23 protein-coding genes, 2 tRNA genes and 1 pseudogene are annotated in these 23,245 nt (G+C 55.5%); 22 read left to right on the top strand and 4 right to left on the bottom strand.

The window, feature by feature from the left end:
• Positions 1 to 48: 48 nt before the first annotated feature.
• From ACZ1HJ_RS04375 to ACZ1HJ_RS04325, 11 genes are all read left to right on the top strand, one after another.
• Positions 49 to 1,821 carry an AMP-binding protein gene (locus tag ACZ1HJ_RS04375; RefSeq protein ID WP_472721118.1) on the top strand — a complete coding sequence of 591 codons (1,773 nt, stop codon included), beginning with the start codon at positions 49 to 51 and terminating at the stop codon, positions 1,819 to 1,821.
• Entirely contained in the window at positions 1,818 to 2,636 is an 819-nt protein-coding gene (locus ACZ1HJ_RS04370; protein ID WP_472721117.1) for a hypothetical protein, read from the top strand. The genes ACZ1HJ_RS04375 and ACZ1HJ_RS04370 overlap by 4 nt, the downstream gene beginning before the upstream one ends.
• On the top strand, positions 2,626 to 3,696 hold the full coding sequence (locus ACZ1HJ_RS04365) for an MBOAT family O-acyltransferase (protein WP_472721116.1): 1,071 nt from the start codon (positions 2,626 to 2,628) through the stop codon (positions 3,694 to 3,696). The genes ACZ1HJ_RS04370 and ACZ1HJ_RS04365 overlap by 11 nt, the downstream gene beginning before the upstream one ends.
• Positions 3,697 to 3,702: 6 nt before the next feature.
• Positions 3,703 to 3,849 carry a hypothetical protein gene (locus ACZ1HJ_RS04360; RefSeq protein ID WP_472721115.1) on the top strand — a complete coding sequence of 49 codons (147 nt, stop codon included), beginning with the start codon at positions 3,703 to 3,705 and terminating at the stop codon, positions 3,847 to 3,849.
• Entirely contained in the window at positions 3,849 to 4,961 is a 1,113-nt protein-coding gene (locus ACZ1HJ_RS04355; protein ID WP_472721114.1) for a ketopantoate reductase family protein, read from the top strand. The genes ACZ1HJ_RS04360 and ACZ1HJ_RS04355 overlap by 1 nt, the downstream gene beginning before the upstream one ends.
• Positions 4,962 to 5,358: 397 nt before the next feature.
• The gene (gene pufB, locus ACZ1HJ_RS04350; RefSeq protein WP_472721113.1) at positions 5,359 to 5,511 is read left to right on the top strand and encodes a light-harvesting antenna LH1, beta subunit; all 153 of its coding nucleotides are present in this window, start codon (positions 5,359 to 5,361) and stop codon (positions 5,509 to 5,511) included.
• 12 nt (positions 5,512 to 5,523) lie between these two features.
• Positions 5,524 to 5,877, top strand: a complete 354-nt coding sequence (locus ACZ1HJ_RS04345; RefSeq protein WP_472721112.1) for a light-harvesting protein — start codon at positions 5,524 to 5,526, stop codon at positions 5,875 to 5,877.
• A 105-nt stretch (positions 5,878 to 5,982) separates the two neighbouring features.
• Positions 5,983 to 7,443 carry a PucC family protein gene (locus ACZ1HJ_RS04340; RefSeq protein WP_472721111.1) on the top strand — a complete coding sequence of 487 codons (1,461 nt, stop codon included), beginning with the start codon at positions 5,983 to 5,985 and terminating at the stop codon, positions 7,441 to 7,443.
• Complete coding sequence (locus ACZ1HJ_RS04335; protein WP_472721110.1) at positions 7,440 to 8,132, top strand: hypothetical protein; 693 nt, start codon at positions 7,440 to 7,442, stop codon at positions 8,130 to 8,132. The genes ACZ1HJ_RS04340 and ACZ1HJ_RS04335 overlap by 4 nt, the downstream gene beginning before the upstream one ends.
• A gap of 290 nt (positions 8,133 to 8,422) precedes the next feature.
• Entirely contained in the window at positions 8,423 to 10,033 is a 1,611-nt protein-coding gene (locus ACZ1HJ_RS04330) for an ABC transporter substrate-binding protein (RefSeq protein WP_472721109.1), read from the top strand.
• A gap of 281 nt (positions 10,034 to 10,314) precedes the next feature.
• Entirely contained in the window at positions 10,315 to 12,204 is a 1,890-nt protein-coding gene (locus ACZ1HJ_RS04325) for an SLC13 family permease (RefSeq protein WP_472721108.1), read from the top strand.
• 83 nt (positions 12,205 to 12,287) lie between these two features.
• On the opposite strand, the gene ACZ1HJ_RS04320 is transcribed toward ACZ1HJ_RS04325, so the two are convergent.
• Positions 12,288 to 12,363 (bottom strand) — tRNA-Lys (locus tag ACZ1HJ_RS04320).
• Between the two features lie 108 nt (positions 12,364 to 12,471).
• On the opposite strand from ACZ1HJ_RS04320, the gene dapF reads away from it, so the two are divergent.
• From dapF to ACZ1HJ_RS04290, 6 genes and pseudogenes are all read left to right on the top strand, one after another.
• Complete coding sequence (gene dapF / locus ACZ1HJ_RS04315; RefSeq protein ID WP_472721107.1) at positions 12,472 to 13,314, top strand: diaminopimelate epimerase; 843 nt, start codon at positions 12,472 to 12,474, stop codon at positions 13,312 to 13,314.
• Positions 13,311 to 14,568 (top strand): annotated as a pseudogene (gene mtaB, locus ACZ1HJ_RS04310) (tRNA (N(6)-L-threonylcarbamoyladenosine(37)-C(2))-methylthiotransferase MtaB). The gene dapF and the pseudogene mtaB overlap by 4 nt, the downstream one beginning before the upstream one ends.
• Positions 14,569 to 14,572: 4 nt before the next feature.
• Positions 14,573 to 15,067: a glutathione S-transferase N-terminal domain-containing protein gene (locus ACZ1HJ_RS04305; RefSeq protein WP_472721106.1), complete on the top strand. Its 495-nt coding sequence runs from the start codon at positions 14,573 to 14,575 to the stop codon at positions 15,065 to 15,067.
• Positions 15,058 to 15,201, top strand: coding sequence for a hypothetical protein (locus ACZ1HJ_RS04300; protein WP_472721105.1), 144 nt, complete (start codon positions 15,058 to 15,060; stop codon positions 15,199 to 15,201). The genes ACZ1HJ_RS04305 and ACZ1HJ_RS04300 overlap by 10 nt, the downstream gene beginning before the upstream one ends.
• A gap of 91 nt (positions 15,202 to 15,292) precedes the next feature.
• Positions 15,293 to 15,919, top strand: coding sequence for an FMN-binding negative transcriptional regulator (locus ACZ1HJ_RS04295; protein WP_472721104.1), 627 nt, complete (start codon positions 15,293 to 15,295; stop codon positions 15,917 to 15,919).
• Positions 15,920 to 15,982: 63 nt separating this feature from the next.
• Entirely contained in the window at positions 15,983 to 16,585 is a 603-nt protein-coding gene (locus tag ACZ1HJ_RS04290; protein ID WP_472721103.1) for a glutathione S-transferase, read from the top strand.
• A gap of 10 nt (positions 16,586 to 16,595) precedes the next feature.
• Here ACZ1HJ_RS04290 and ACZ1HJ_RS04285 read toward each other — a convergent pair whose 3' ends face one another.
• Positions 16,596 to 17,282 carry an outer membrane protein gene (locus tag ACZ1HJ_RS04285; RefSeq protein WP_472721102.1) on the bottom strand — a complete coding sequence of 229 codons (687 nt, stop codon included), beginning with the start codon at positions 17,280 to 17,282 and terminating at the stop codon, positions 16,596 to 16,598.
• 222 nt (positions 17,283 to 17,504) lie between these two features.
• Between ACZ1HJ_RS04285 and petA the strand changes: the two genes are divergently transcribed.
• From petA to ACZ1HJ_RS04270, 3 genes are read left to right on the top strand one after another with little or no spacing between them, the layout of a single operon-like run.
• A complete protein-coding gene (gene petA / locus ACZ1HJ_RS04280) occupies positions 17,505 to 18,080 on the top strand; it encodes a ubiquinol-cytochrome c reductase iron-sulfur subunit (protein WP_472721101.1) in 576 nt (191 codons plus the stop codon).
• Positions 18,081 to 18,092: 12 nt separating this feature from the next.
• Positions 18,093 to 19,415: a cytochrome b gene (gene petB / locus ACZ1HJ_RS04275; protein WP_472721100.1), complete on the top strand. Its 1,323-nt coding sequence runs from the start codon at positions 18,093 to 18,095 to the stop codon at positions 19,413 to 19,415.
• Positions 19,416 to 19,427: 12 nt separating this feature from the next.
• Positions 19,428 to 20,216 carry a cytochrome c1 gene (locus ACZ1HJ_RS04270; RefSeq protein ID WP_472721099.1) on the top strand — a complete coding sequence of 263 codons (789 nt, stop codon included), beginning with the start codon at positions 19,428 to 19,430 and terminating at the stop codon, positions 20,214 to 20,216.
• Between the two features lie 80 nt (positions 20,217 to 20,296).
• On the opposite strand, the gene ACZ1HJ_RS04265 is transcribed toward ACZ1HJ_RS04270, so the two are convergent.
• Positions 20,297 to 21,316, bottom strand: coding sequence for a LacI family DNA-binding transcriptional regulator (locus ACZ1HJ_RS04265; protein WP_472721098.1), 1,020 nt, complete (start codon positions 21,314 to 21,316; stop codon positions 20,297 to 20,299).
• 133 nt (positions 21,317 to 21,449) lie between these two features.
• Between ACZ1HJ_RS04265 and ACZ1HJ_RS04260 the strand changes: the two genes are divergently transcribed.
• Both ACZ1HJ_RS04260 and ACZ1HJ_RS04255 read left to right on the top strand, forming a co-directional pair.
• Positions 21,450 to 21,526, top strand: a tRNA-Arg gene (locus ACZ1HJ_RS04260).
• 92 nt (positions 21,527 to 21,618) lie between these two features.
• Entirely contained in the window at positions 21,619 to 22,782 is a 1,164-nt protein-coding gene (locus ACZ1HJ_RS04255) for an amidohydrolase family protein (RefSeq protein ID WP_472721097.1), read from the top strand.
• A gap of 15 nt (positions 22,783 to 22,797) precedes the next feature.
• On the opposite strand, the gene ACZ1HJ_RS04250 is transcribed toward ACZ1HJ_RS04255, so the two are convergent.
• Positions 22,798 to 23,235: a MarR family winged helix-turn-helix transcriptional regulator gene (locus tag ACZ1HJ_RS04250; protein WP_472721096.1), complete on the bottom strand. Its 438-nt coding sequence runs from the start codon at positions 23,233 to 23,235 to the stop codon at positions 22,798 to 22,800.
• Positions 23,236 to 23,245: the final 10 nt, after the last annotated feature.

The raw sequence follows: 23,245 nt of genomic DNA, 5'->3' as shown, positions 1-23,245 counted from the left end.
GCACATTCAAAATTGAATACTAATTTTTCCAATGCCTGGGCCACATTGATGGCAAAGCCAAAGGCGGAATTCATGGCATCGCCTGAAATGGTCATGACCAAGGGCGATCTGGCGGGTTTGGTACAGCGTGTTGCAACGGCGTTTGACACAGCGGGGTTGGCGCTAGGCGACCGTGTTTTCATCCGTACAAAGGATGAAAGCAGCGCCGTGGTTCTGTTCATTGCCTGTCTGTTGGACGGCGTCGTCCCGGTGATGGTGTCGCCGGACACGCCGGATGAAAGAGCCGCGCATATTGCGGCCTTCACGGACTCAAAGCTGATCGTGCTGGATGATGTCGGCCCGCCGCCTTCCGGATTTGACGGGTTGGCAACTTTGATCGTCTCGCCAGCCGCCTCTGCGCCAAGAAAACTGCGTTTGAAAAGCCCGACGGCCGAAGAGATCGTCGCGGCGCGGATGAATTTGTCGGATGCACAGCGCAAACCGCGTCTGCCCGACACGCCCGGCGCTCTGGCATATCTCCTCTTTACGTCCGGTACGACATCAGATCCCGCGGGTGTGATGATCAGCTATGAAGCGATGATCACAAATATTGCAACGATCGCCAGCGTCTTTGAAATCGACGAAAACTCAAGGATGTTCAACGATATGATCCTGGCCCATGCCGATGGCATGATACAGGGCCCGGTCATGGCGCTGATGACAGGCGGTTGTGTCGTGCGCGCGGGCGGTTTTGCCGTGGACCGGATCGAAACCTGGCTCAACCGTGTGCGCAAAACCCGGTCGACGCATTTCATGACCGTTCCGACGGTCTGGACAATGATTGACCGCTATTGCGCGCATGATGACTATTTTGATGCGCCGGAATTCAAGTATCTTGGAACCGTTGCCGCCGCGATGCCCGAACCCCTGTGGGACCGGATCGAGACACGGTTCAAACGTCCATTGGTCAACCAATATGGCCTCACTGAAACCGTCGCGACAGCGCTTTTTGCCGGAGATGCCCCGCGAGCAGGCGCGCGTTTCACAGTCGGTTTGCCACTGGATTGCGAGGCGCGTGTCGAACGCGTTGCCGGGTCCGAGGACACGGGTGAAGGCGAATTGATGTTACGCGGTGCGAACATTTTCGACGGCTATTGGAAAAACCCGGAACGCTCGGCTAATACGTTGACCGAGGATGGATGGCTGCGAACCGGCGATCTGGCGTACCAGCGCCCGGATGGTAGCTACGAGATACTAGGCCGATTGAAGACAGTTATCATGTCCGCGGGTTTCCTGATCAGACCCGAAGAAATTGATGATGCGTTGAATAAACACCCAGAGATACACGAAGTGATCACCGTCGGTCTGCCGCATTCTGATTTTGGTGAAATTGCCGTGTCCGCTGTGGTTTGTGATGCCGATGGTCCGCAGGAGGATGCCCTAAAGGCCTTTGCGCAAACCCATCTCGAACCTCTCAAAGTGCCCAAACGCATCATCGCCATGGACTCCATTCCACGTGGTGATGCGGGTAAACCAAAACTGGATGCTGTTCGTGGCCTACTCACCGAGGCGCTACAAAGCGCATCTGCCGGTGCCACGCTGGATGGTTCTGATATCGATGCCCAGTTGATCGAACTTGCCGCAAATGTGTTTTACGTGTCGCAGGATCAGCTCTCCATGTCTTCCCAGCCCGACAATGTCTCTGGATGGGACAGTTTCACCCATATTGCGCTTATTCTGGCGATTGAAGAGGGGTTTGGCGTACGCATTCCACCTCACCGCGCTGCTGCCCTTCGCAGCCTGGGTGATGCAGCCCTTGCGGTCCGGGAAGCGCAGGCATGAAACTTGGCCAATTTTTGGCCGTCTGGTGTGCGGCCCTTGTGCTGGTCGCTATCGGCATTGTCGTAACCGCTGCGCGGCACGATAACGAAGTCATTTTTGTTGGGTCTTCGCTGACAGATCATGCGATGCCCCCGAATGATGCAGAGATGATCGAAGCCCTGGGTGCACCCTATGCCAAAAACATGCATCGCGGTGTTCGCCGTCATGCATTTATCAGGGAATTGGATTTCGCACGCTCCACCGGCGTGAAAATCGTTTTTTTGGAAATCTCGCATTTTCTTTTCGATCAGGCGCGTGTGCCGAAGGAGCGCGGGTGGTTTGCCCAAGGCTTCGACGGATTACGCGACATCGGACATGGGCTTCTTGCCGACACACGCGTGATTGGTCGCGAGGCCGTTGCGCAGGCCGGTCTTGCCCGCGATTACACGGCACGCCGGATCGATAGCAAATACAAGCTGCGTCCTGAAGTCTTGAAGACCTTGTTTCCGATCACACCCAAACGCACCCGCGAACTGACGGAATTGAGCCGTGCCATTCGTGATTTGCAGGCTGAAGGGTCCAAGGTTGTCCTGGTCGCGCCACCGCTGTCTGAAGCCGCGTATGAATTGGCTGGTGAGGGGGCGGTGGAAGATGTGATGAGCCTTGCACAGACCTTTGCCGATGAAATGAATACCGAGCTTTTCCGTCCAATCGGGCCTTGGACAAACTCGTTCTACATCGACAGTTCTCACCTGAACCGCGCGGGCCGCGAGCGGTTTCGACAGGCCTTGATCACATGGCTGAACGCTCATCGGAGTGTGTCGATTGACGGCTGAACTTATCCTTCTCTTCGTGGCGTCTTTTTTGATTGTCCCGCTCTCTTGGATGTTGCCGCGCGACATTGCGTTGGACGGCGTAGCCCTGTTTTCGGCCATTGTTCTAGGCCTTCTGGCCCCCATCGCGTTACTCTGGCTGGCGGGCGTTATTCTGACGTCTTGGGTTATGGCTGGCCATCTTGAACGATCGGGCGGCAAGGTAATGATGCTCGGCCTTGTCTCTACCTTGATGGTGGCGGCATACTTCATTCTGCGTGAGCTTGAAGGAATTGCCCTTATCGGTGGCGCCTATTTCACACTCCGCGCACTGCATGTCCTGTTTGATATTTGGATGCGACGTCTGCAAGCGCCTTCGCTTCGGGAATTGGTGCAATACCTTTGTTTCCTGCCCGTGATGGCAATTGGCCCGATCAATCGGTTCCAGACATTTCACCGTTCGCTGGAACGCCGGAGATTTGATCCACAGGCATTGGCTGACGGTGCCGAACGTGTGCTTCTCGGATTGGCTCAGGCCACGGTGTTGGGCGGGTGGATTATGCCGCTGGTGACAGCCAAAGTTGCCTATTATGTCCCGAACGGTTTTCTCGATGTCTGGGCTGCGTCCGCTATGGGGTGGGTATCCCTCTATATGGTGTTTGCCGGGTTCAGCAGTGTTGCCATCGGCGTATCCGCGATGTGCGGCATCAAGATCGAGGAGAATTTTCGGTCACCGTTTCTGGCGGTATCGCTGATCGATTTCTGGACCCGCTGGCACATCACCTTATCCTTCTGGTGCCGCGATTACGTGTTCCAGCCCGTTTCGGTCACTTTGCGCAGCCCCCTGCTCGGGCTCTTTGCCGCAATGGCAGCGATTGGCCTCTGGCACGAAACGTCGTTCTTCTATGTGCTGTGGGCCGTTTGGCAAACGCTTGGCATTACGTTGAACCGGATGGGGTTGAACTATTGGCAGAAACAGGGCTGGCCGCCCATGAACCGGTTTGTGCGCTATTGCATCGCGCCGGTATGTGTTCTGGGCTGGTTGTCCCTCGCTCATCCCATCATTGCGCTCATTCTAGGGTAAATCAATATGACCCCGCTTCAATCTCTTCTCGCTCGAATCCTGCCCGCCAAAGCGACGCCGCCGGTATTGGCGTTGATCTACGCCGTGCTGATTGTGGGCGTGATTGTGTCTGTCGCAAGTGTGCAGCCAAACATCTACCTGGACATCGACTGATGCCGGTTTCCAAACCACGTTCAATCCTTGTTTTGGGGGCCAGTTACGGCCTCTTGCCGGCGGCACGTATCGCGGCCGCTGGCCACGTCGTCACGGTTGTGTGCCGTAAAGAGGAAGGTCAGGAGATTGCACGCTCGGGCGTGTCGGTCACATTGCCCGAACGGGCAAGGGGATCTGACGCAACAGCCAGCGCCGCGCGTTTCGTTGGTCCTGACTTCACACTGACCCGCGATGCACATTTGGGCGAAGGTTCCAGCACTGCCATTGGATTTGTGACGCCTGAAGACGCGTCTCCTGAGAAGGCTGATCTAGTCATCCTAGCAATGCAGGAGCCGCAATTTACTGCGCCCGAAATCGCGGAGCTGGCGGCGCGCATTGCAACGTCTGGCGTGCCCGTTTTGTCCTTGCAGAACATGCCGCCGCCGCCTTTCCTTGCACGTATCGGCCTTGATCCTCTGATGGCGCCCGGCGCGTATTCTGCCGCAGGTGTCTGGTCGAAATTCGACAAGGACCAGATCACACTGGCCAGTCCGGATGCCCAAGCGGTACGAATGCATGCGTCTACGCCCGGAAGCCTGACAATCACGCTGGCAACCAATTTCAAAGTTGCGCCGTTTGCCGATAAAGCCACCCAAAGCATGCTGGAGCAAATTTGCGCGGATGTTGATGAATCACGGCCAAGCGGAAAGTCGTTGAGCGTTCGCATCGTCGCCACACCTGACCTGCATACGCCCTTGGCAAAATGGCCGATGCTGATCTGTGGAAATTGCCGGTGCATGCGGCAAGGTTCCGCGCCGGTGTCGATCGCGGAGGCGGTTCATACCGACCTTGATGCGTCGCGCCGTATTTACAATTGGACAGCTGAATTGGCCAAAAAGGCGGGTGCCGCCGAAAACGTACTGGTCCCGTTTGAGCGATATGCGGCCGTGGCCACAGGCCTGACACTGCCGTCATCACTTGCTCGCGGCCTGGCGGCCGGGGCACCGGCTGTTGAGCGCATTGATTTGCTGATTGCGGCTCTTGCGGCTCAGTTTGGTGAAACCTCGGTGCCGCTTGTGGCAATCACTGAGTTGATTGAAGAACAATTGTCTGGCGGTCGGCGTGTGGCCTGATCGGCGATTGCGTAAAAACCGTGCAGCCACGCCAGAGAGACTCAGCCAAATACTGAGCTAAATCCTGAAGATTTAGATGCCGCCTTTTAGGGCGTTTCGCTGAATACGCAGGCGAAAAACCGACGTTTTTCAGTGAACAATGTTGCCTGACATTCATCGGGGTAGAAAATGCTTGTCCCTTGATTCAACTGACCAATTCCCAAATCCCGCATATGGCGCCTTGTATCGACAGGGGGATGCGTGCGTCTCCAGGTATTTGTAAATATTGATTTACACTTGAAAATGTACACAAATAGTGACAACCTGTCGCATATAAGTCTTGAATTTTCAGGGCTTGGCGGCCTGGACAAATGAAGGTCCAGGTGTCAGCGCTTGCGTCAAAAGCGGAGGAAATGGCATGGCGGATAGTGAAAAAGTTTGGCCGACTGGTCTGACACTCGAAGAGGCAGAAGAGGTGCATAGCTACCTCATCGACGGAACGCGCGTTTTCGGCGCGATCGCGTTGCTTGCCCATATTTTGGTCGCTGTGTCGACCCCTTGGCTCGGATAAAGGAGGCTTATTATGAACAATGCGAAAATGTGGCTTGTTGTTAAGCCAACCGTTGGAGTTCCGTTATTCTTGAGCGCAGTTGCAGTTGGATCCTTTGCGGTTCACGTGGCAGTTCTCAGCAATACGTCCTGGGTCGCGGACTTCCTGTCCGGCAAACCTTTGGGCTCCGGTGATCAATCCGCGGCAGCGACGATCACGACCGATACAGACACGGCAAAAGTGTCCTATGTCGCTCCATCTCAGGATGGCGCAACAAATGAAGTGACGCTGATCCTGTCGGACGGAACGCCGGTAAAGGCAATTCTGCAACCGCCAGAGGTCCACGCGGCGGCACATTCGACACAGAGTACTGTGATCGAAAACTAGCTTGAATCGGCCCGCGGTGCTTCTTCTGCGGGCCGAATTCTATTTGGAGACCACTCTGAACGCGCCTTCTGCGACACGTGGGTTGCGCGGAGGCTGATCTAAGTGATGTTCGACTACCGCACATTCGCAACACGCAAATTGGCGGCCATTGGCCCCAAGTATTTGCCGTTTGTCGATGTTGCGACTGACGACGTTCCATTGTCGCGTCTCCTGCGCCTCTCGCTTTTTCAAGTCACTGTCGGCATGGCTCTGGTCCTGCTTGTCGGGACCCTGAATAGGGTCATGATCGTCGAGCTGAACGTGCCCGCAACACTGGTGGCTACAATGTTGGCGCTGCCATTGTTGTTTGCGCCCTTTCGAACGCTGATTGGTTTCAAATCAGACGTTCATGTCTCAGCTCTTGGTCTGCGACGAATTCCCTACATTTGGAAAGGCACACTCTATCAGTTTGGTGGATTTGCCATCATGCCGTTTTCGCTGCTTGTCCTTTCCGGATATGGCGAGGCGATCGATGCACCGCGCTGGATCGGATATAGTTCGGCAGCGCTTTCCTTCCTCTTGGTCGGGGCGGGCGTGCATATGGTGCAAACGGTTGGATTGGCTCTGGCCACCGATCTGGTGGAAGAAAAAGACCAGCCCAAAGTCGTTGGCCTGATGTACGTGATGCTGCTGGTCGGGATGGTCATCAGCGCATTGGTGTTTGGCGCACTTTTGGAAAACTATACGCCCGGTCGACTGATTCAGGTGATCCAGGGATCTGCGGTTGTGACTGTCGGTCTGAACATGTGTGCGATGTGGAAGCAGGAAGTACGCGACCGCGATCGTGCGCAAGCGATGAAAGCAGCACCCAAAGCACATTTTGCAGACGCGTGGGCACATCTTATGAAAGCGCCGGGCATGGTGCGGCTGCTCTTTGTGATCGGCGTCGGGACCTTTGGGTTCGGAATGGCGGATGTTCTGCTTGAACCCTATGGCGGGCAAGCGCTCGGTCTGTCGGTGGCCAGTACAACAAAACTGACGGCGCTCTTTGCGACCGGCACGCTCATTGGTTTTGCTATTGCGTCTTGGGAGCTGGGCCGTGGCGGTTTGCCTGAACGCATCGTCGTCTTCGGCACGGCCGTCGGCATTCCCGGCTTTGTCGCAATCATTTTGTCATCAGCCGGGGGTGGCATCCCTCTCTTTCTACTCGGTACATTTCTAACCGGTTTAGGCGCTGGCATGTTTGGTCACGCCACGTTGACGGCTACGATCCGGGCCGCTGACAAAAATCGCATTGGCCTCGCCCTTGGGGCATGGGGCGCGGTGCAAGCAACGGCCGCCGGGATAGGTGTGGCCCTGGCGGGTATCGTGCGGGACCTCATCGTTGGGCTCAATGCCGGTACTGGAAGTGCGGCCGAAACGCCTTATAATGTCGTATTCGCGATCGAAATCGCGTTCCTTTTGGTGGCAATTGCGGTGGCCCTGCCGTTTTTGAAAGACCATGGCCGGCGAACGGATCATAAACAACTGCGCGTACCTGCCCGTACACTCACGGACGCCAGCAACAACTCAGTGGAGGTAACATGACCACAGTCATCACACGCGTTTTCGAGGACGAAGCGGCCGCGCGAAAAGCCGTCGAAAAACTGGAATTCCGACGCATTCCCAGCAGAGCAAGCCGCATCTTCACGGCGTCATCTTATGGCGACGCTGCGACGCTGAAAGACAAGATGTTGCACTTGAACGTGCACGAGTCAGCAGTGGACACATACGCCAAATACGTCATGGACGGGCGGGCATTGCTGGTGCTTCGCACAACGTATAAGCCTCTGACCGCCGCAACGATCGCAAGGCAGGTACTGGCAAACCGCGAAACCGTGAACGTTGGCGATGTCGTTGATGATCACTATATCGCGGATGGCCCGGAACCCGCGCGCAGCGTGCTCAAAGAGCACCCGCTGTTTTTGACAGCGCGCATCGATCGCAGCAGATATGAGGGTCGCCCCGTATCGCACGGATTGAGCATTCCGCTTCTGAAAGAACACCGCACTCGCAACTCCGCCATCGCCGGTGGCGGCTATAAATCCCGCTTTTTCTGGCCAATGCCGCTTTTGTCCACCAAGACACGTAGCCCGTCGGTCATCAGCGGTGGACGTCGCATGTCGAGAGCCTTCTGGCCTGGCAGCCTGTTGTCAAAGAAGAAGCGAAACAGCTCGGTTATCCGGGGCGGCGGACCAACACTGTCGCGCATTTTGGGGTGGCCAACTGTGAGTTGACACGTTCTTAAGCACGACACCACTTAGACACGGAAAAGGGGCGCAAAATTCTGCGCTCCTTTTTTTGGTGCACGTTTTTCAGCGCAGTTGCGACGGCGCATCGGCAGATCAATCCATGGTCGAGGACGAACTTGCCCATACAATTTCAGCGTTTCTGAAATTTGGTTAAGTGAAATTCGCGCTGCATTTTTCAATTTCCTATGGTACAAAGCCCATCTAGGTGCTTGAAAATAACTTGTAATAATAATCACCTGTTAAAATGGTTAAACTGTAAGTCCAAGGGAGAGACTATGACAAACCAAAAAGATCAGATGATGATCGACAAGCTTGCGGACGCTGCCCGGGAAGGCAAAATCTCGCGCCGGTCGTTCATGAACTACTCGGTAGCGGCGGGTATGACCGCGTCAGCTGCGACGGGTCTGTGGGGTACATCCGCCAAGGCCGAACCAAAACGCGGTGGCAAATTCCGCGTCGCACAGCACGATGGTAACACCAGCGACAGCCATGACCCAGGCACATACCTGTCTTATGCCATGATTTCGTTGGCGCATACGCACCGTTCGTTCCTTACCTTGATCAATACGGACCAAACGCTTGGGCCGGATCTTGCAACCGAGTGGTCGGCAACGCCTGATGCGAAGGAATGGACGTTCAAACTGAACCCCAATGCGACCTTCCATTCTGGCGCCAAGGTAACAGCGACAGACATTATCGCGTCGATGAACCACCACCGTGGTGAAGATTCCGCATCAGCGGCCAAGTCCCTGCTGGGTTCGGTTGAAGATATCGTTGATAACGGTGATCATTCGGTGACGTTCAAGCTGAGCTCACCAAACGCTGACTTGCCGTGGATCATGCCAGACTACCACTTGGCAATCTGTCCTGCAAACGCGGACGGCACGCTGAACTGGCAATCTGCTGATGGCTGCGGTCCATACAAGCTGGTCGAACATGAGTTTGGTGTTGGATCGCGCCTCGTTCGTCACGACGGATGGCACGGCGATGACGCGTATTTCGATGAAGTCGAATACATTGTCATCAATGACCCGAACGCCCGTCAGACGGCGCTGGTCACGGGTGACGTCGATGCCGTTACGTTGCTTGAAAACAAGACCATGTCGCTGTTGGCGCGTGACCCCAATGTTGAGGTCGATAACGTGCCGTCCGCGCAGTGCATCACGATGCCGATGCACACGAACAAAGCTCCGTTCGACAACCCGGACGTACGTATGGCGCTGAAACTGGCGATCAATCGCGAAGAAATCGTCGATAAAATCACCTTTGGTGCGGCGACAATTGGTAACGACTTCCACCACTCGCCCGCGATGCCATACTGGCCCGATGATATTCCACAGCGTGAGTATGATCCGGATCAGGCGGCGTCACTCTGGAAGAAAGCCGGGATGGAAGGTCAGACGCTGAACCTCAGCACGGCTGAATCGATCACCACAGGTGCGGTTGACCTCTGTGTGCTCTATGCAGCCCACGCCAAAGAGGCAGGCATCAATATCAACGTCGTACGTGAGCCGAACGATGGCTACTGGTCGGACGTTTGGCTTACCAAGCCTTGGTGCGTTGTATCCTGGGGTGCGCGTCCGACGCCTGACGTGATGTACACGCTTGGATATAAGGATGATGCGTCCTGGAACGAATCCTATTGGCAGAATGAGCGGTTCAATGAATTGCTGTTGATGGCCAAGGCCGAGCTGGACGACACGAAACGGGCCGAGATGTACCGTGAGATGGGCATGATTGCCCGTGATGACGGTGGTTCGCTCATTCCGTACTTCCCGAACTTCGTCTTCGGGCGCCGCAAGAACGTCAAGCACACCGGTCAACTGGCAGCGAGCTGGTCATTGGATGGTGCACGCGGTGCACACCGCTGGTGGTTCGAAAGCTGAAGCACTAAACGCTGATGTACTAACCATCTGGGCCCGGTCGATTGCACCGGGCCCAGAACTTTCTAGGCGCCGGAATGGCGTGCTGTTGGTCATAAAAACTTCGAATGACCTGACTTCCTTCTACAAGTGTTCAAAAGACGTTTCTTAATCTTCGCGCTGCGTGAATTCCTAAATGCCGTCTGCCGTGAGTTGAGTGACAACAGAATTCCATGCCAATTTAAAATCCGCTTGGGCTATGCGCCGGATCGCTTCATAAGGTAGGCTTAGACTTGGAGGCTGAATTGGAATCAATTGCATTAACGAGTGAGATGATTGCGGTCCTGGGACTGCTGGCGTTTACAGTTTTCCTTTTCGTTTCAGAAATAGTCCGAATAGATGTGGCGGCCGTTCTGGTTATGGTCTTGCTGGGTGGGCTCAGCTATTTGCCCGGCTTGAACAACCTTGCCGATGTTTCCAATCTTTTTGCCGGATTTTCGTCGAACGCGGTGGTGTCGATCATCGCCGTCATGATCATCGGGGCTGGATTGGACAAAACCGGGCTCATGTCCAAAGTCGCCGCGCTGATTCTGAAACGAGGCGGCACAACCGAGGCCCGGATCATCCCTATCGTCTCAAGCGTTGTGGGTGTCATCAGTTCATTCATGCAAAATGTTGGCGCTGCAGCGCTGTTTTTGCCCGTGATCAGCCGTATTTCAGCACGGACAGAGATTCCAATGAGCCGGTTGCTCATGCCGATGGGGTTTTGTGCCATCCTGGGCGGCACCATCACCATGGTTGGATCTTCGCCGCTGATTTTGCTCAACGACCTGATCCTTGCGTCCAATGAAACATTGCCTGCTGATCGGAAGATGGAGCCATTTGGCCTTTTCTCCGTCACGCCAATTGGGGTGATGCTGGTGGCGACAGGTGTTTTGTACTTCGTTCTCTTTGGCCGGTGGGTTCTCCCAGCGCAGCGCGACCGGGGAACGGATGCTGGATCTGCCAGATCGATGCAGACCTATATTGAAAACACATACGGGTTGCGCGCTGACATGTTCGAAGTGCGTGTGCCTGAAGGGTCAATCCTGATCGGGCAAACGCTGGCTGATCTGATGGTTGCCCATCACATGTATATTCTTGGTACGTCTTATCGCGGCCACAAGGTAATCGCGCCAATGGCGGATACCACAATTGAAGCGCCGGCGCGTTTGGCGGTTCTGGGTTTGCACCGTGTGGTACTGGAGGAGTTTGCGGAACCCTACGGGCTTGAAATCATGCCGCAGCTTGAAGTGTTTGCGGATGATTTCGCGGCAACTCAATCCGGCGTTGCCGAGGTGGTCATCCCACCGGGATCGGGCGTCATTGGTCAGTCACCGATTGACCTGCGCTTGCGCCAGACACATGGGTTGTCACTGCTGGCGATCCACCGTGGCGAGGATACGCTGAGCCATGTGGAGACCGAAGATCACGTGGCCACGCATATCGGGCAGGTCCCCCTTCAGGCGGGTGATACGGCCGTCGTCCACGTTCAGTGGGATCGTCTAACCCAGCTACTTTCAGACCGCGATTTTGTGGTGGTCACATCGGACTTTCCTCAGGAAGAATTACGACCGCACAAAGTTGGATGGGCGCTGGCGTTTTTTGCAATGGCACTAGTGTTGATCCTGTTTTCGGATGTGCGCCTGTCGCTGTGTTTGCTTGCCGGGGCCATGGGCATGATTTTGAGCCGAGTGCTGTCTATAGACGAGGCATATGAGGCGGTCAGTTGGAGCACTGTTTTCTTGCTCGCATCCCTTATTCCATTGGGTCAGGCCGTTCAAAATACGGGAACGGCGAATTGGATTGCAAGTCAGATTTTGACTTTGCTGGATGGGTGGCCAATTTGGGCATTGCAGGTGGGCTTGGCCGTGTTGGCAACTGCATTTACGCTGGTCATGTCAAATGTGGGTGCGACTGTTTTGTTGGTGCCTTTGGCCGTGTCCATCGCGATTGCCGCTGGCGGGGATCCGGCGGTCTTTGCGCTGACAGTAGCAATTTCCACCTCCAACTCGTTCCTGATCCCGACCCATCAAGTCAACGCTTTGATCATGGGTCCGGCAGGGTACCGGGTGATTGATTTTGTGCGATCGGGTGGGATCATGACGATACTGTTTCTAATCGTGTCACTTACGGGTTTGAACCTGTTCTTCTGACGAGACGTGTTTTTTACACGGTAAACCGAGCGGGAAACAGCGCACGGTACGTGCCGCGCATTGCGTTCTGAAAAGGATTTCAGTGGTGAGCCGTGCAGGATTCGAACCTGCGACCCACTGATTAAAAGTCAGTTGCTCTACCAACTGAGCTAACGGCCCACTAGGCGGCCTATCTAGAAAGTCGCGCAGCGGGGGTCAAGCCCGAAAATCCAAGTAAATCGAATGCGATGCTGGATTCATCATATCGCCGCGTTTATATGCGCCCCTATGACACCGCGCACAAATTCAGATTTGCCCTTTATGAAGATGCATGGGCTGGGCAACGACTTCGTCGTTGTAGATTCGCGTGCGCATGAAATTGAAGTTACCCCTGCTATGGCGATTGCCATCGGAGATCGCCGTTTTGGCGTTGGGTTTGACCAATTGGCTGTGATTGCCCCTGGTGGCACAGAGGGCACCGATGCCAGCCTGATTTTCTATAATGCGGATGGCACGACGTCGGCGGCTTGTGGCAATGCGACCCGCTGTATCGCGCGGCACTTGATGGATGAAACCGGAAAATCCACGGTCCATCTGACAACGGAACGGGGCAACCTCATTGCCAAAGACGCAGGGAGCGGCGCCACATCCGTCAATATGGGATATCCTCAATTGGTCTGGTCGGAAATCCCCTTGACTCAAGAGATGGAGACGCTTGAGCTGCCAATTGACGGGGCACCGACGGCCACGGGCATGGGCAATCCGCATTGCACGTTTTTCGTGGATGATGTGGAGGCCGTCGACCTCGAACAGTTCGGACCGCTCTATGAGCATCATCCTCTCTATCCTGAACGGACCAACGTGCAGGTGGCCAGCATCGTGGGACCGGATCACATCCGGATGCGCGTCTGGGAAAGAGGTGTGGGCATCACACAGGCATCCGGCTCGTCTTCGTGCGCAACGGCGGTTGCGGCGGCGCGGCGTGGTCTGACAGGCCGGAATGTGCGGATTGATCTGGATGGTGGCACGCTGGATGTCAGTTGGCGGGATGACGGTGTCTGGATGACAGGGCCCACGATGCACGTTTGCAACGGGGTTTTCACAGCCGCGTTCCTGGAGACGATCACATGACGGGCGCGCCGGTCTTTGCGACCCTTGGCTGTCGCTTGAATGCCTATGAAACCGAAGCGATGAAAGAATTGTCTGCGGCGGCGGGGCTGCAGGATGCTGTTGTGGTAAACACCTGCGCTGTAACAGCAGAGGCGGTGCGCAAGGCACGGCAGGAAATTCGCAAACTGCGCCGTGCGCACCCGGACGCACGATTGATCGTTACGGGATGTGCGGCGCAAACTGAACCGCAGACCTTTGCCGAAATGGCCGAAGTCGACGCTGTCATTGGCAACGCAGAAAAAATGCAGGCGGACACGTGGACAGGTCTGGCGTCTGAGTTCATCGGTGAAACCGAAGCGGTGCAGGTCGATGACATCATGTCAGTCACCGAAACGGCAGGGCATCTGATCGACGGGTTCGGAAGTCGGTCGCGCGCCTATGTTCAGGTGCAGAACGGATGCGATCACCGTTGTACGTTTTGCATCATACCTTACGGCCGAGGCAATTCGCGGTCTGTCCCGGCGGGCGTTGTGGTGGACCAGATCAAGCGACTTGTGGATCGCGGATACAACGAAGTTGTGTTGACCGGCGTGGATTTGACCAGTTGGGGTGCTGATCTTCCATCAGAGCCGCGTTTGGGTGATCTGGTCGTGCGCATTCTCAAATTGGTTCCTGATTTGCCGCGTCTGCGGATTTCGTCGATCGATCTCGATTGAAGTGGACGATAATCTGATGCTGGCCATTGCGTCGGAACCGCGGTTTATGCCGCATCTGCATCTGAGCCTACAGCACGGCGATGACCTGATCCTCAAGCGCATGAAGCGGCGGCATTTGCGTGATGATGCAATTCGTTTTTCAGAAGACGCCCGCAAGCTGCGGCCTGACATGACCTTTGGTGCCGACATAATCGCGGGCTTTCCCACGGAAACAGAGGCGCATTTCGAAAATTCGCTTCGTTTGGTCGAAGATTGTGACCTGACGTGGTTGCATGTCTTTCCCTATTCACCCCGGCAGGGCACACCAGCGGCGCGGATGCCACAGGTGAAGGGCGCGGTCATCAAGGAACGCGCCGCGCGCTTGCGTGCTGCCGGTGCGCGGCAAGTGACCCGCCACCTGCAAAAACAGATTGGTCAGCAGCATCAGATATTGATGGAAAATGCGCGGATGGGCCGGACCGAACAATTCACCGAGGTGGATTTTAGCGCGGATCAGATCGAGGGTCAGATTGTGACCGCCACGATCCGCGACCAGAATGGTCAAAGGCTGGTGGCCTGATCGGATGTCAAAGCCCATCTTTTGGTCTTTCCGTCGATGCCCTTATGCCATGCGGGCGCGGTTGGCCGTGATGTCATCCGGTCAGGCCGTTGAGCTGCGTGAGATTCTTTTGCGGGACAAACCAGACGCCTTTTTGAAAGCCTCGCCCAGTGCCACCGTTCCCTGTCTGCAAAACGGATCGGACGTGATTGATGAAAGCCTTGATATCATGCTCTGGGCGCTGGAACAGCAGGATCCAGAAGACTGGCTCGACATGCCAGAAAAGGGGCATGCGTTGATCGCTGCGAATGATGGACCATTCAAATCCGCGTTGGACAAGTACAAATATGTCTCTCGCTACAACGACGTTGATGCGCAATCAGAACGCGCCAAGGCGTCTGTTTTTATCGCGGCGCTTAACGATCAACTGTCAGGGCAGGATTGGCTGTTCGGGGCGAAACCACGTTTGGCGGATATGGCGATATTGCCCTTTGTCAGACAGTTTCACATGTGGATCTGACCTGGTTTGAGGCGCAGGCATGGCCTGATGTGATCCAGTGGCTGGCAGCGTTCAAATCATCGGACATCTTTGCACAGATCATGTTCAAAAATGCCGTATGGCAGTCCGGTGACGACGGTATCGCCTTCCCCTGACATGTGCTGATTGTGCTTGGTACAATGCTTTTCTTGCAAAGAACCCCATGATTGACATCATGCGCGCGGTTTGTCAGCAAGGACATGCATCATGCATCCCAACCCGATATTTCGCACTGAAACAGATGCACAGAACATAACGTTTGCCCGAGAGCAGGGATTTGGTGTGTTAGCAGTCAACACATCCGATGTGCCGTTGATCAGTCACATCCCTTTTTTGTTGTCCAAGGACGGCACGGTTGCCGAATTTCACCTCGTGCGTTCCAACCCTATCGCGCGACTTCTCAAATCCCCGATGAGCGCGCGGTTGGCCATACAAGGCCCCCATTCCTATGTTTCACCGGATTGGTATGAGGTTGAGGATCAGGTCCCGACGTGGAACTATGTGTCCGTGCATCTGGTTGGAGAGATCACTTTGCGTCCGGCGGAGGAAATGCGTGATTTGTTGGATCGGCAATCGGCGGAATTCGAGAATAAGCTGGCGCCGAAACCTGCCTGGACTGCCGACAAGATGACACCTGACGCGTTGCACAGAATGATGCGTCAGATCGTGCCCTGCAGGATGCGGGTTGAGGAAATTCATGGCACATGGAAACTGGGCCAGAATAAACCCGACCCGGTTCGGCTACGAGCCGCGGCGCAGATGGATGCCTACGGAATGGGCAACGAGGTTCGCATTCTGGCGGCCCTGATGGCAGGTGTCGCGCCCAAGGAATGAATGATGCGGACCAGAGAGATAATGGATGCCAGTTGAAGATTGGCGCAAAAGGAGTTCTTTGAAATGAAACTAATCTCAGCTGACGCATCGCCCTTTGCGCGCAAAGTGCGCGTATTTTTGCATGAAAGCGGCACTCTGGACGAGGTTGACGTGGTTTCGGCCATGACCACGCCTTACAACACGGATGCTGCGGTTGCGGCGGCCAACCCGATGGGCAAACTGCCGACACTGGTGCGCGATGATGGCCCGGCTCTTTATGACAGTCGCGTCATCACGCGGTTTCTGGATGCCCGGGCTGGCTGTGGGTTTTACCCCGACGCCCGTCTCTGGGAGACATTGACGCTGGAAGCGACCGCAGATGGGATCATGGATGCCGGTGTGTTGATGACGTACGAAAAGCGCCTGCGTCCGGCGGAATATCAATCTGAGGATTGGCTGGATGCACAGTGGAAGAAAGCGGCGGGCGCGGTCTCGGCGATCAACACACGCTGGATGAGCCATTTGTCCGGCCCGTTGGACATGAGCCACATTTCCGTAGCCTGTGCCTTGGCCTATCTTGATTTCCGCCACGGTGATCGGAATTGGCGCAAGGGTAACGATGCGCTTGATGACTGGTTTGCCGTATTTAATGAGCGCGACAGCATGAAAGCCACCGCGCCCGAATGATCACGCCTGATCAGAAGCTATAGCTGATCCCGAAATTCACGGCATGTGTGATGATTTCGGTGCTGATTTTGCCCGGTGTCTGACCTGCCACAAGGGGGTCGGGGTCAATGGTGATATCGTTGTCGGACCATGTGATCTGATATTCGCTGAACAATGCCCACCGGTCGTTGAGGTCATATTTGACACCCGCAATGCCACGCAGGGCAGGGCCGGTCACTTCAAAACCAAAGGTCCGGTTTGACGCGCCATTCACGGCCACGTCCACGTGTGGGATGGCCACACCAGCACCTGCGCCCAGGTAGGGCGTGAAGTTCTGATTGGTAAACAGACCGGGCCAACGTTTCATGATGTTGGCGGTTACGATGTTATGGCCATCGGACAATTCAAAGCTGTTGGCGCCGACGGCAACAAGATCAGCGGTGGATGCATAGGCCTTGGTATGTGTGCCTTCGATGCCGAAACCGATGTTCTGTTGTGTCCACCACATTGCGCGGCCCCCGTAGTAATAGGGGTTTTCCAGTGGACGACCTTCCCAATTGAAGCTGCGACTCACAGGCGCGCCGCCGGGGAATGTACCCGATGCGGTACTGTCCTGAACGTTTTGGACACCCAGATAGAAGCTCAATTCAAATTCGGCGCTGGCGGGGGCTGCCAGCAGACAGAGCGCCGCTGCGGTAGATTTTAAGAGTTTGTTCATGGATTGGGCCTCTTTTAGGTTGTGCCTGCGTGCTTTTCCTCTTGCTTACACCCGGAAACCTGCACTCTCAAGCGCGACACATGCGCGCCCTGATCAATTCTGCGGTAATGTGCTCTGGACTGGCCTGAAAAGCACAGTTAAACATCGCGATGGAAAGGTTGCAGGATTCCTGCGGCCCCAGATTGCATGAGCCGCATTCGGCACCAGAATGGAGAGAACCTCGTGTCCCACGCAGACGATCACGAAGGCACCCGCAGGGATTTCCTGTATTATGCGACAGCCGGTACAGGTGTTGTTGCCACCGGAGCAGCCGTTTGGCCGCTGGTGAACCAGATGAACCCATCCGCTGACGTTCAAGCGTTGAGCTCGATCCGGGTGGATGTCGGCAGCGTTGAGCCCGGCACGCAGCTGACCGTAAAATGGTTAGGCAAGCCGGTTTTCATCCGTCGCCGGACCCCGGAAGAAATCGAAGAGGCTCGTGCCGTTGATCTGGCGGATCTGCCGGATGCAGATGCGCGCAACGCCAATTTGGGCCCGGCACCCGGAGATGACAGCAACCGTTCGCTGCCACCGTTTGGTGATGCGGAAAATACAGGGGAATGGCTGGTTCAGATCGGCGTTTGTACCCACCTGGGCTGCGTTCCGCTGGGTGACGCGGGTGATTTCGGCGGGTGGTTCTGCCCCTGCCACGGATCGCACTATGACACATCGGGTCGTATCCGTAAGGGACCTGCCCCTGAAAACCTGCCAGTACCTGTGGCCGCATTCGTCGATGAAACGACGATCAAACTGGGATAAGGGAGCGCGCAAATGTCCGGAATTCCACACGATCATTACGAACCAAAATCAAACGGCGAAAAGTGGCTGCATAGCCGCTTGCCGATTGTAGGCCTGCTTTACGACACCATTATGATCCCCACGCCAAAGAACCTGAACTGGATGTGGATTTGGGGGATCGTTCTGACTTTCTGTCTGGCGCTGCAAATCATCACGGGCATTGTGCTGGTTATGCATTACACGCCGCATGTCGATCTGGCCTTTGCCTCGGTTGAGCACATCATGCGCAACGTGAATGGCGGGCATTTTCTCCGCTACCTGCACATGAATGGCGCATCGCTCTTCTTCTTTGCCGTCTACCTGCACATCTTCCGCGGTCTTTATTACGGCTCTTACAAAGCCCCGCGTGAGATTACATGGATCATCGGCATGTTGATCTACCTGATGATGATGGGTACGGCCTTTATGGGGTACGTTTTGCCATGGGGTCAGATGTCCTTCTGGGGTGCGACGGTTATCACCGGTCTCTTTGGGGCGATCCCGTTTATCGGTGAGCCTATCCAGACATGGCTGTTGGGCGGCCCGGCGGTGGATAACGCCACGCTGAATCGCTTCTTCTCGCTGCACTATCTGCTGCCCTTCGTGATTGCCGCACTTGTGGCTGTTCACATCTGGGCGTTCCACACCACCGGGAACAACAACCCAACGGGTGTAGACGTCCGTCGTGGCTCCAAAGCAGAAGCCGACAAAGACACGGTTTCCTTCTGGCCCTATTTCGTCATCAAGGATCTCTTCGCCCTTGCCGTGATCATGGTGGTTTTCTTTGCGGTCGTCGGTTTCATGCCAAACTACCTTGGCCACCCGGATAATTATATCGAAGCGAACGCGCTGGCGACGCCGGCACATATCGTGCCCGAATGGTACTTCCTGCCGTTCTACGCCATCCTGCGGGCCTTCACGAGTGAAGTCTGGGTTGTGCAGCTGGCAAGCTGGGTGACCGGCGGCATCATCGACGCCAAGTTCTTCGGTGTTCTGGCGATGTTTGGCGCCATTGCGGTTATGGCTCTGGTGCCTTGGCTGGATACGTCCAGCGTACGCTCGGGCCGGTACCGGCCGATGTTCAAATGGTGGTTCCTGCTGCTGGTTGTCGATTTCATCGCGCTGATGTGGCTGGGTGCGCGTCCTGCGGAAGAACCCTATGCGACCTATTCACTTATCGCCTCGACCTATTGGTTTGCCTACTTCCTGGTGATCCTGCCGATCCTAGGTGTTGTCGAAAAACCGACAGCGCCACCGGAAACCATCGAGGCGGACTTCGAATCGCATTACGGCAAAGCCGAAACACCTGCGGAATAAGGAAACGGGATCATGATGAAGAAACTCAGCATTGCTGCTGTCACGGCCCTGACCCTCTCTGCAGGGGGTGCCATGGCGGCTGGAGCCGAAGGTCACGTTCACGATGTGGATTTCTCTTTCGAGGGACCTTTTGGCAAATTCGACCAGAACCAGTTGCAGCGTGGCCTGCAGGTTTACACGGAAATCTGCTCGGCCTGCCATGGCTTGCAATACGTGCCACTGCGCACATTGAGCGATGAGGGCGGTCCGCATCTGCCGGAAGATCAGGTGCGCGCTTATGCCGAACAGAACTTTGAAGTGTTCGACCCCGAGCTGGATGATACGCGTCCTGCAACACCGAATGATCATTTTCCGGGCTCCAGTCTGGAGAACGCACCGGATCTTAGCTTGATGGCGAAGGCTCGTGCCGGGTTCCATGGCCCAGAAGGCACCGGGATTAATCAACTGCTCAAAGGTATGGGTGGTCCTGAATACATCGTCTCGCTTTTGACCGGCTATACCGGTGAAGAGAAGGAAGAGGCGGGTGTGACGCTGTACGAAAATACGGCTTACCCTGGAGGTTGGATTTCGATGGCACCGCCGCTTTACGGCGATGACGTTGAATTCGCAGACGGTCACAGTACGGATCTGCACCACATCTCCGAAGATGTGTCTGCATTCCTGATGTGGACCGCTGAACCCAAATTGATGGCGCGCAAACATGCGGGCCTGACGGGTGTGATTTTCCTGACACTTCTGTCGGTTCTTCTATACCTAACCAACAAACGGATCTGGGCACCCATCAAAGGTAAAAAGCACTAACTCAGTTGCTTGCCTGAAACAAAAAGAACCCTCGTCCAGATTGCTGGGCGGGGGTTTTTCAATTTCGTGATTTGCGGTTGTTAACGACGCTTGAGCGTATCGCCAAAACTAATTGTTGGTTCCAGCACAATGCGCTGTGATCCTGCATCACCGTTGACACGATCCACGATCACCTGTGCCGCGCGTTTGCCGATTTCCAGGCGGCACGCGTCCATCGAGGCCAGCTCTTTGGGCAGCCCCTTCAGAAGGTTGACGCCATTGAACCCGGCCAGACCAATCTGACCCGGAACGTCGATACCCTGATCAAGCAAATAGAGAAGTCCGCCGGCACCGATAATGTCGTTCGAATAGTAGAGGAAATCGATCTCTTCGTTGCGATCCAGGATGGCCTGGGTCATCTCGCGGCCTTTCACCAAGGCCGAGCCACCGGTATAAAATTCCTTGTCGATGATCTCAACGCCCGCCTTGCCAAGAGTTTCGGTGAAGCCCTCAAACCGCTTGCGCGCGCGATGATCCAGCGACATTTTCGTACCCAGAAATCCGATCTGCTGGTAACCCGCCTTCAAGATTGCCTTCGCCATTTTTTGCCCGGCCAACCGGTGCGAAATCCCCACGACGGAGTCTACGGGTGTTCCATCTACATCCATAATTTCCACAACGGGGATGCCAGACGCCGCCAGCATGGCCCGCGATGCTTCTGAATGTTCGAGGCCTGCAATGATCACGCCGGACGGGCGCCAGGACAACATCTCGTAGAGGACTTTTTCTTCTTTTTCCCGTTGATACCCGGTGATGCCAACGACCGGCTGCAGCTCGGTATCATCCAGCACTTGGCTGATGCCGGTCATGACTTCCGGGAAAACCATGTTGGACATCGACGGAATCACAACGGCCACCAGATTGACGCGCTGGCTGGCCAAAGCACCCGCTATCTTGTTGGGAACATATCCCAGTTCCTGCGCCGCTTCCAAAACCCGTTTGCGTGTCGCGTCCGATACATCGCCTCGGTTCCGCAAAACTCGGCTCACGGTCATTTCCGATACACCCGATGCGTCGGAAACATCGCGGAGCGTCAGCGGGCGGTTATCATTATCTGTCACGAAGCTTCTTCCTGTGCGAGGTCCTCCAAGTGTTACCGCGAACAGTCTTGTCGGATCAAGCATTGCCGGTTCGCAAGTTTCTGAAATTGCCCCGATGACAAACAGAATCCCGCCGGATAACAAAGACGATAGCGGCCCCGTGGCTCAACTGGATAGAGCAGCCCCCTCCTAAGGGGCAGGTTGCAGGTTCGAATCCTGCCGGGGTCGCCAATGTGCATATCAAAACAGCCAGGTCAGCAAGACTTTCTTTGTCTTGGGTCATGTGCATACTAACGATACGTGCATCATCGACGGGAGGTATCATGAGCAACAAGCTGGTCATCAAAAACATCGGTATGATCCTCTCCGGTAAGATCGAAGAGCCTATTTTCGAGGGCGATTGTTTGGTTGCTCTGGACGGCAAGATCAACACCTGGGGTGTCGAGGCGGATCTGGATTGTGACGGGGCGACAACCACTGTTGATGCTAAGGGCGTCACGCTTGCGCCTGGTCTGATTGACAGCCATGTCCATCCGGTTGTGGGTGATTACACACCACGACAGCAACAGCTTCATTGGATCGACTCAACGCTGCATGGGGGCGTCACAACACTGATTTCGGCGGGTGAAGTGCATATGCCGGGTCGTCCCAAGGATATTGTTGGTCTCAAGGCCATGTCGATCGCGGCGCAGCGCTGGTACGAAAATTTCCGGCCCTCGGGTGTTAAGGTGCATGCTGGCGCACCGGTGATTGAACACGGCATGGAAGAGCAGGATTTCAAAGACCTCGCTGATGCAGGGGTCAAATTGTTGGGCGAGGTTGGCCTGGGCACCGTAAAGGACGGTAAAACCGCCAATCAGATGGTCGATTGGGCCAGAAAATACGGTATACAAAGCACGATCCATACGGGGGGCCCGTCAATTCCAGGTTCGGGGCTGATCGATGCGGATATGGTGCTGGAAACGGGGACAGATGTCGTTGGTCATATTAATGGCGGACATTCCGCTTTGCCGGACGATCAGATCGTTTGCCTCTGTGAAAACTGCACTGCCGCACTTGAAATTGTACATAACGGGAATGAACGTGCCGCCCTTCTTACGCTGAACACGGCGCGTGAACTGGACAAGCTGGATCAGATCATTCTGGGCACGGATGGCCCCGCCGGATCGGGTGTGCAGCCCCTTGGAATCATGCGAATGGTGGCCATGTTGTCGTCGCTCGGCAATGTCGCAGCGGAAACTGCGTTTTGCTTTGCCAACGGCAACACTGCACGGCGGCGCGAGTTGGATACTGGTTTGATAGAAAAGGGCAAATGTGCGGATTTTGTTCTGATGGATCAGGCGCAACATGCACCGGGGAATGGCCTTTTGGAATCAGTTCAGTTGGGTAATCTTCCCGGTGTTGGCATGACGATCATCGATGGCGTTGTGACCAGCCATCGCAGTCGAAACACACCGCCCGCGCAACGTTTGCCCGAGGTGATCTAAGTCCGGTGCGGGGCTTCAAGTCAGCTTACGGAGCAACGAAACGAAGGTCTGCTGTTCTTCGGCACTAAGGGGTTTAAGCGTGCCTTCTGTGATAGTTTGACCTGCCGCGAACAGATCTTGCATCACTGCATGCCCTCGTTCTGTCAGGGAGACCAGACTCCGCCGTTTGTCCTCCAGCGACGGTTCTGTGTGCACCAATCCCTTTTGCCGAAGCCGATCCACAACGCCTTTGATGGTCGCGATGTCCATCGCCGCGTGACGCCCCAGTTGGTTTTGCGAACAGCGACCGTGCTGCGCCAAACGCGCTATGGTCGCGAATTGCGTGGGCGTGAGGCCGTCTAACATGTGCGCTTGAAAAATCGTACTGTGGCGCTGGCTGGCCAGACGCAACAAATACCCGACCTGATCATCCAACAGGTAGTCATCTGTCCGCTTTTTATCGAGTGTGCTCATCAGGGTCCCA

It is taken from the genome of Roseovarius sp. JB2-10 (assembly GCF_055693585.1).
Note: the sequence above shows the minus strand (reverse complement) of the source record. Positions and strands in the feature narration are given on the sequence as shown.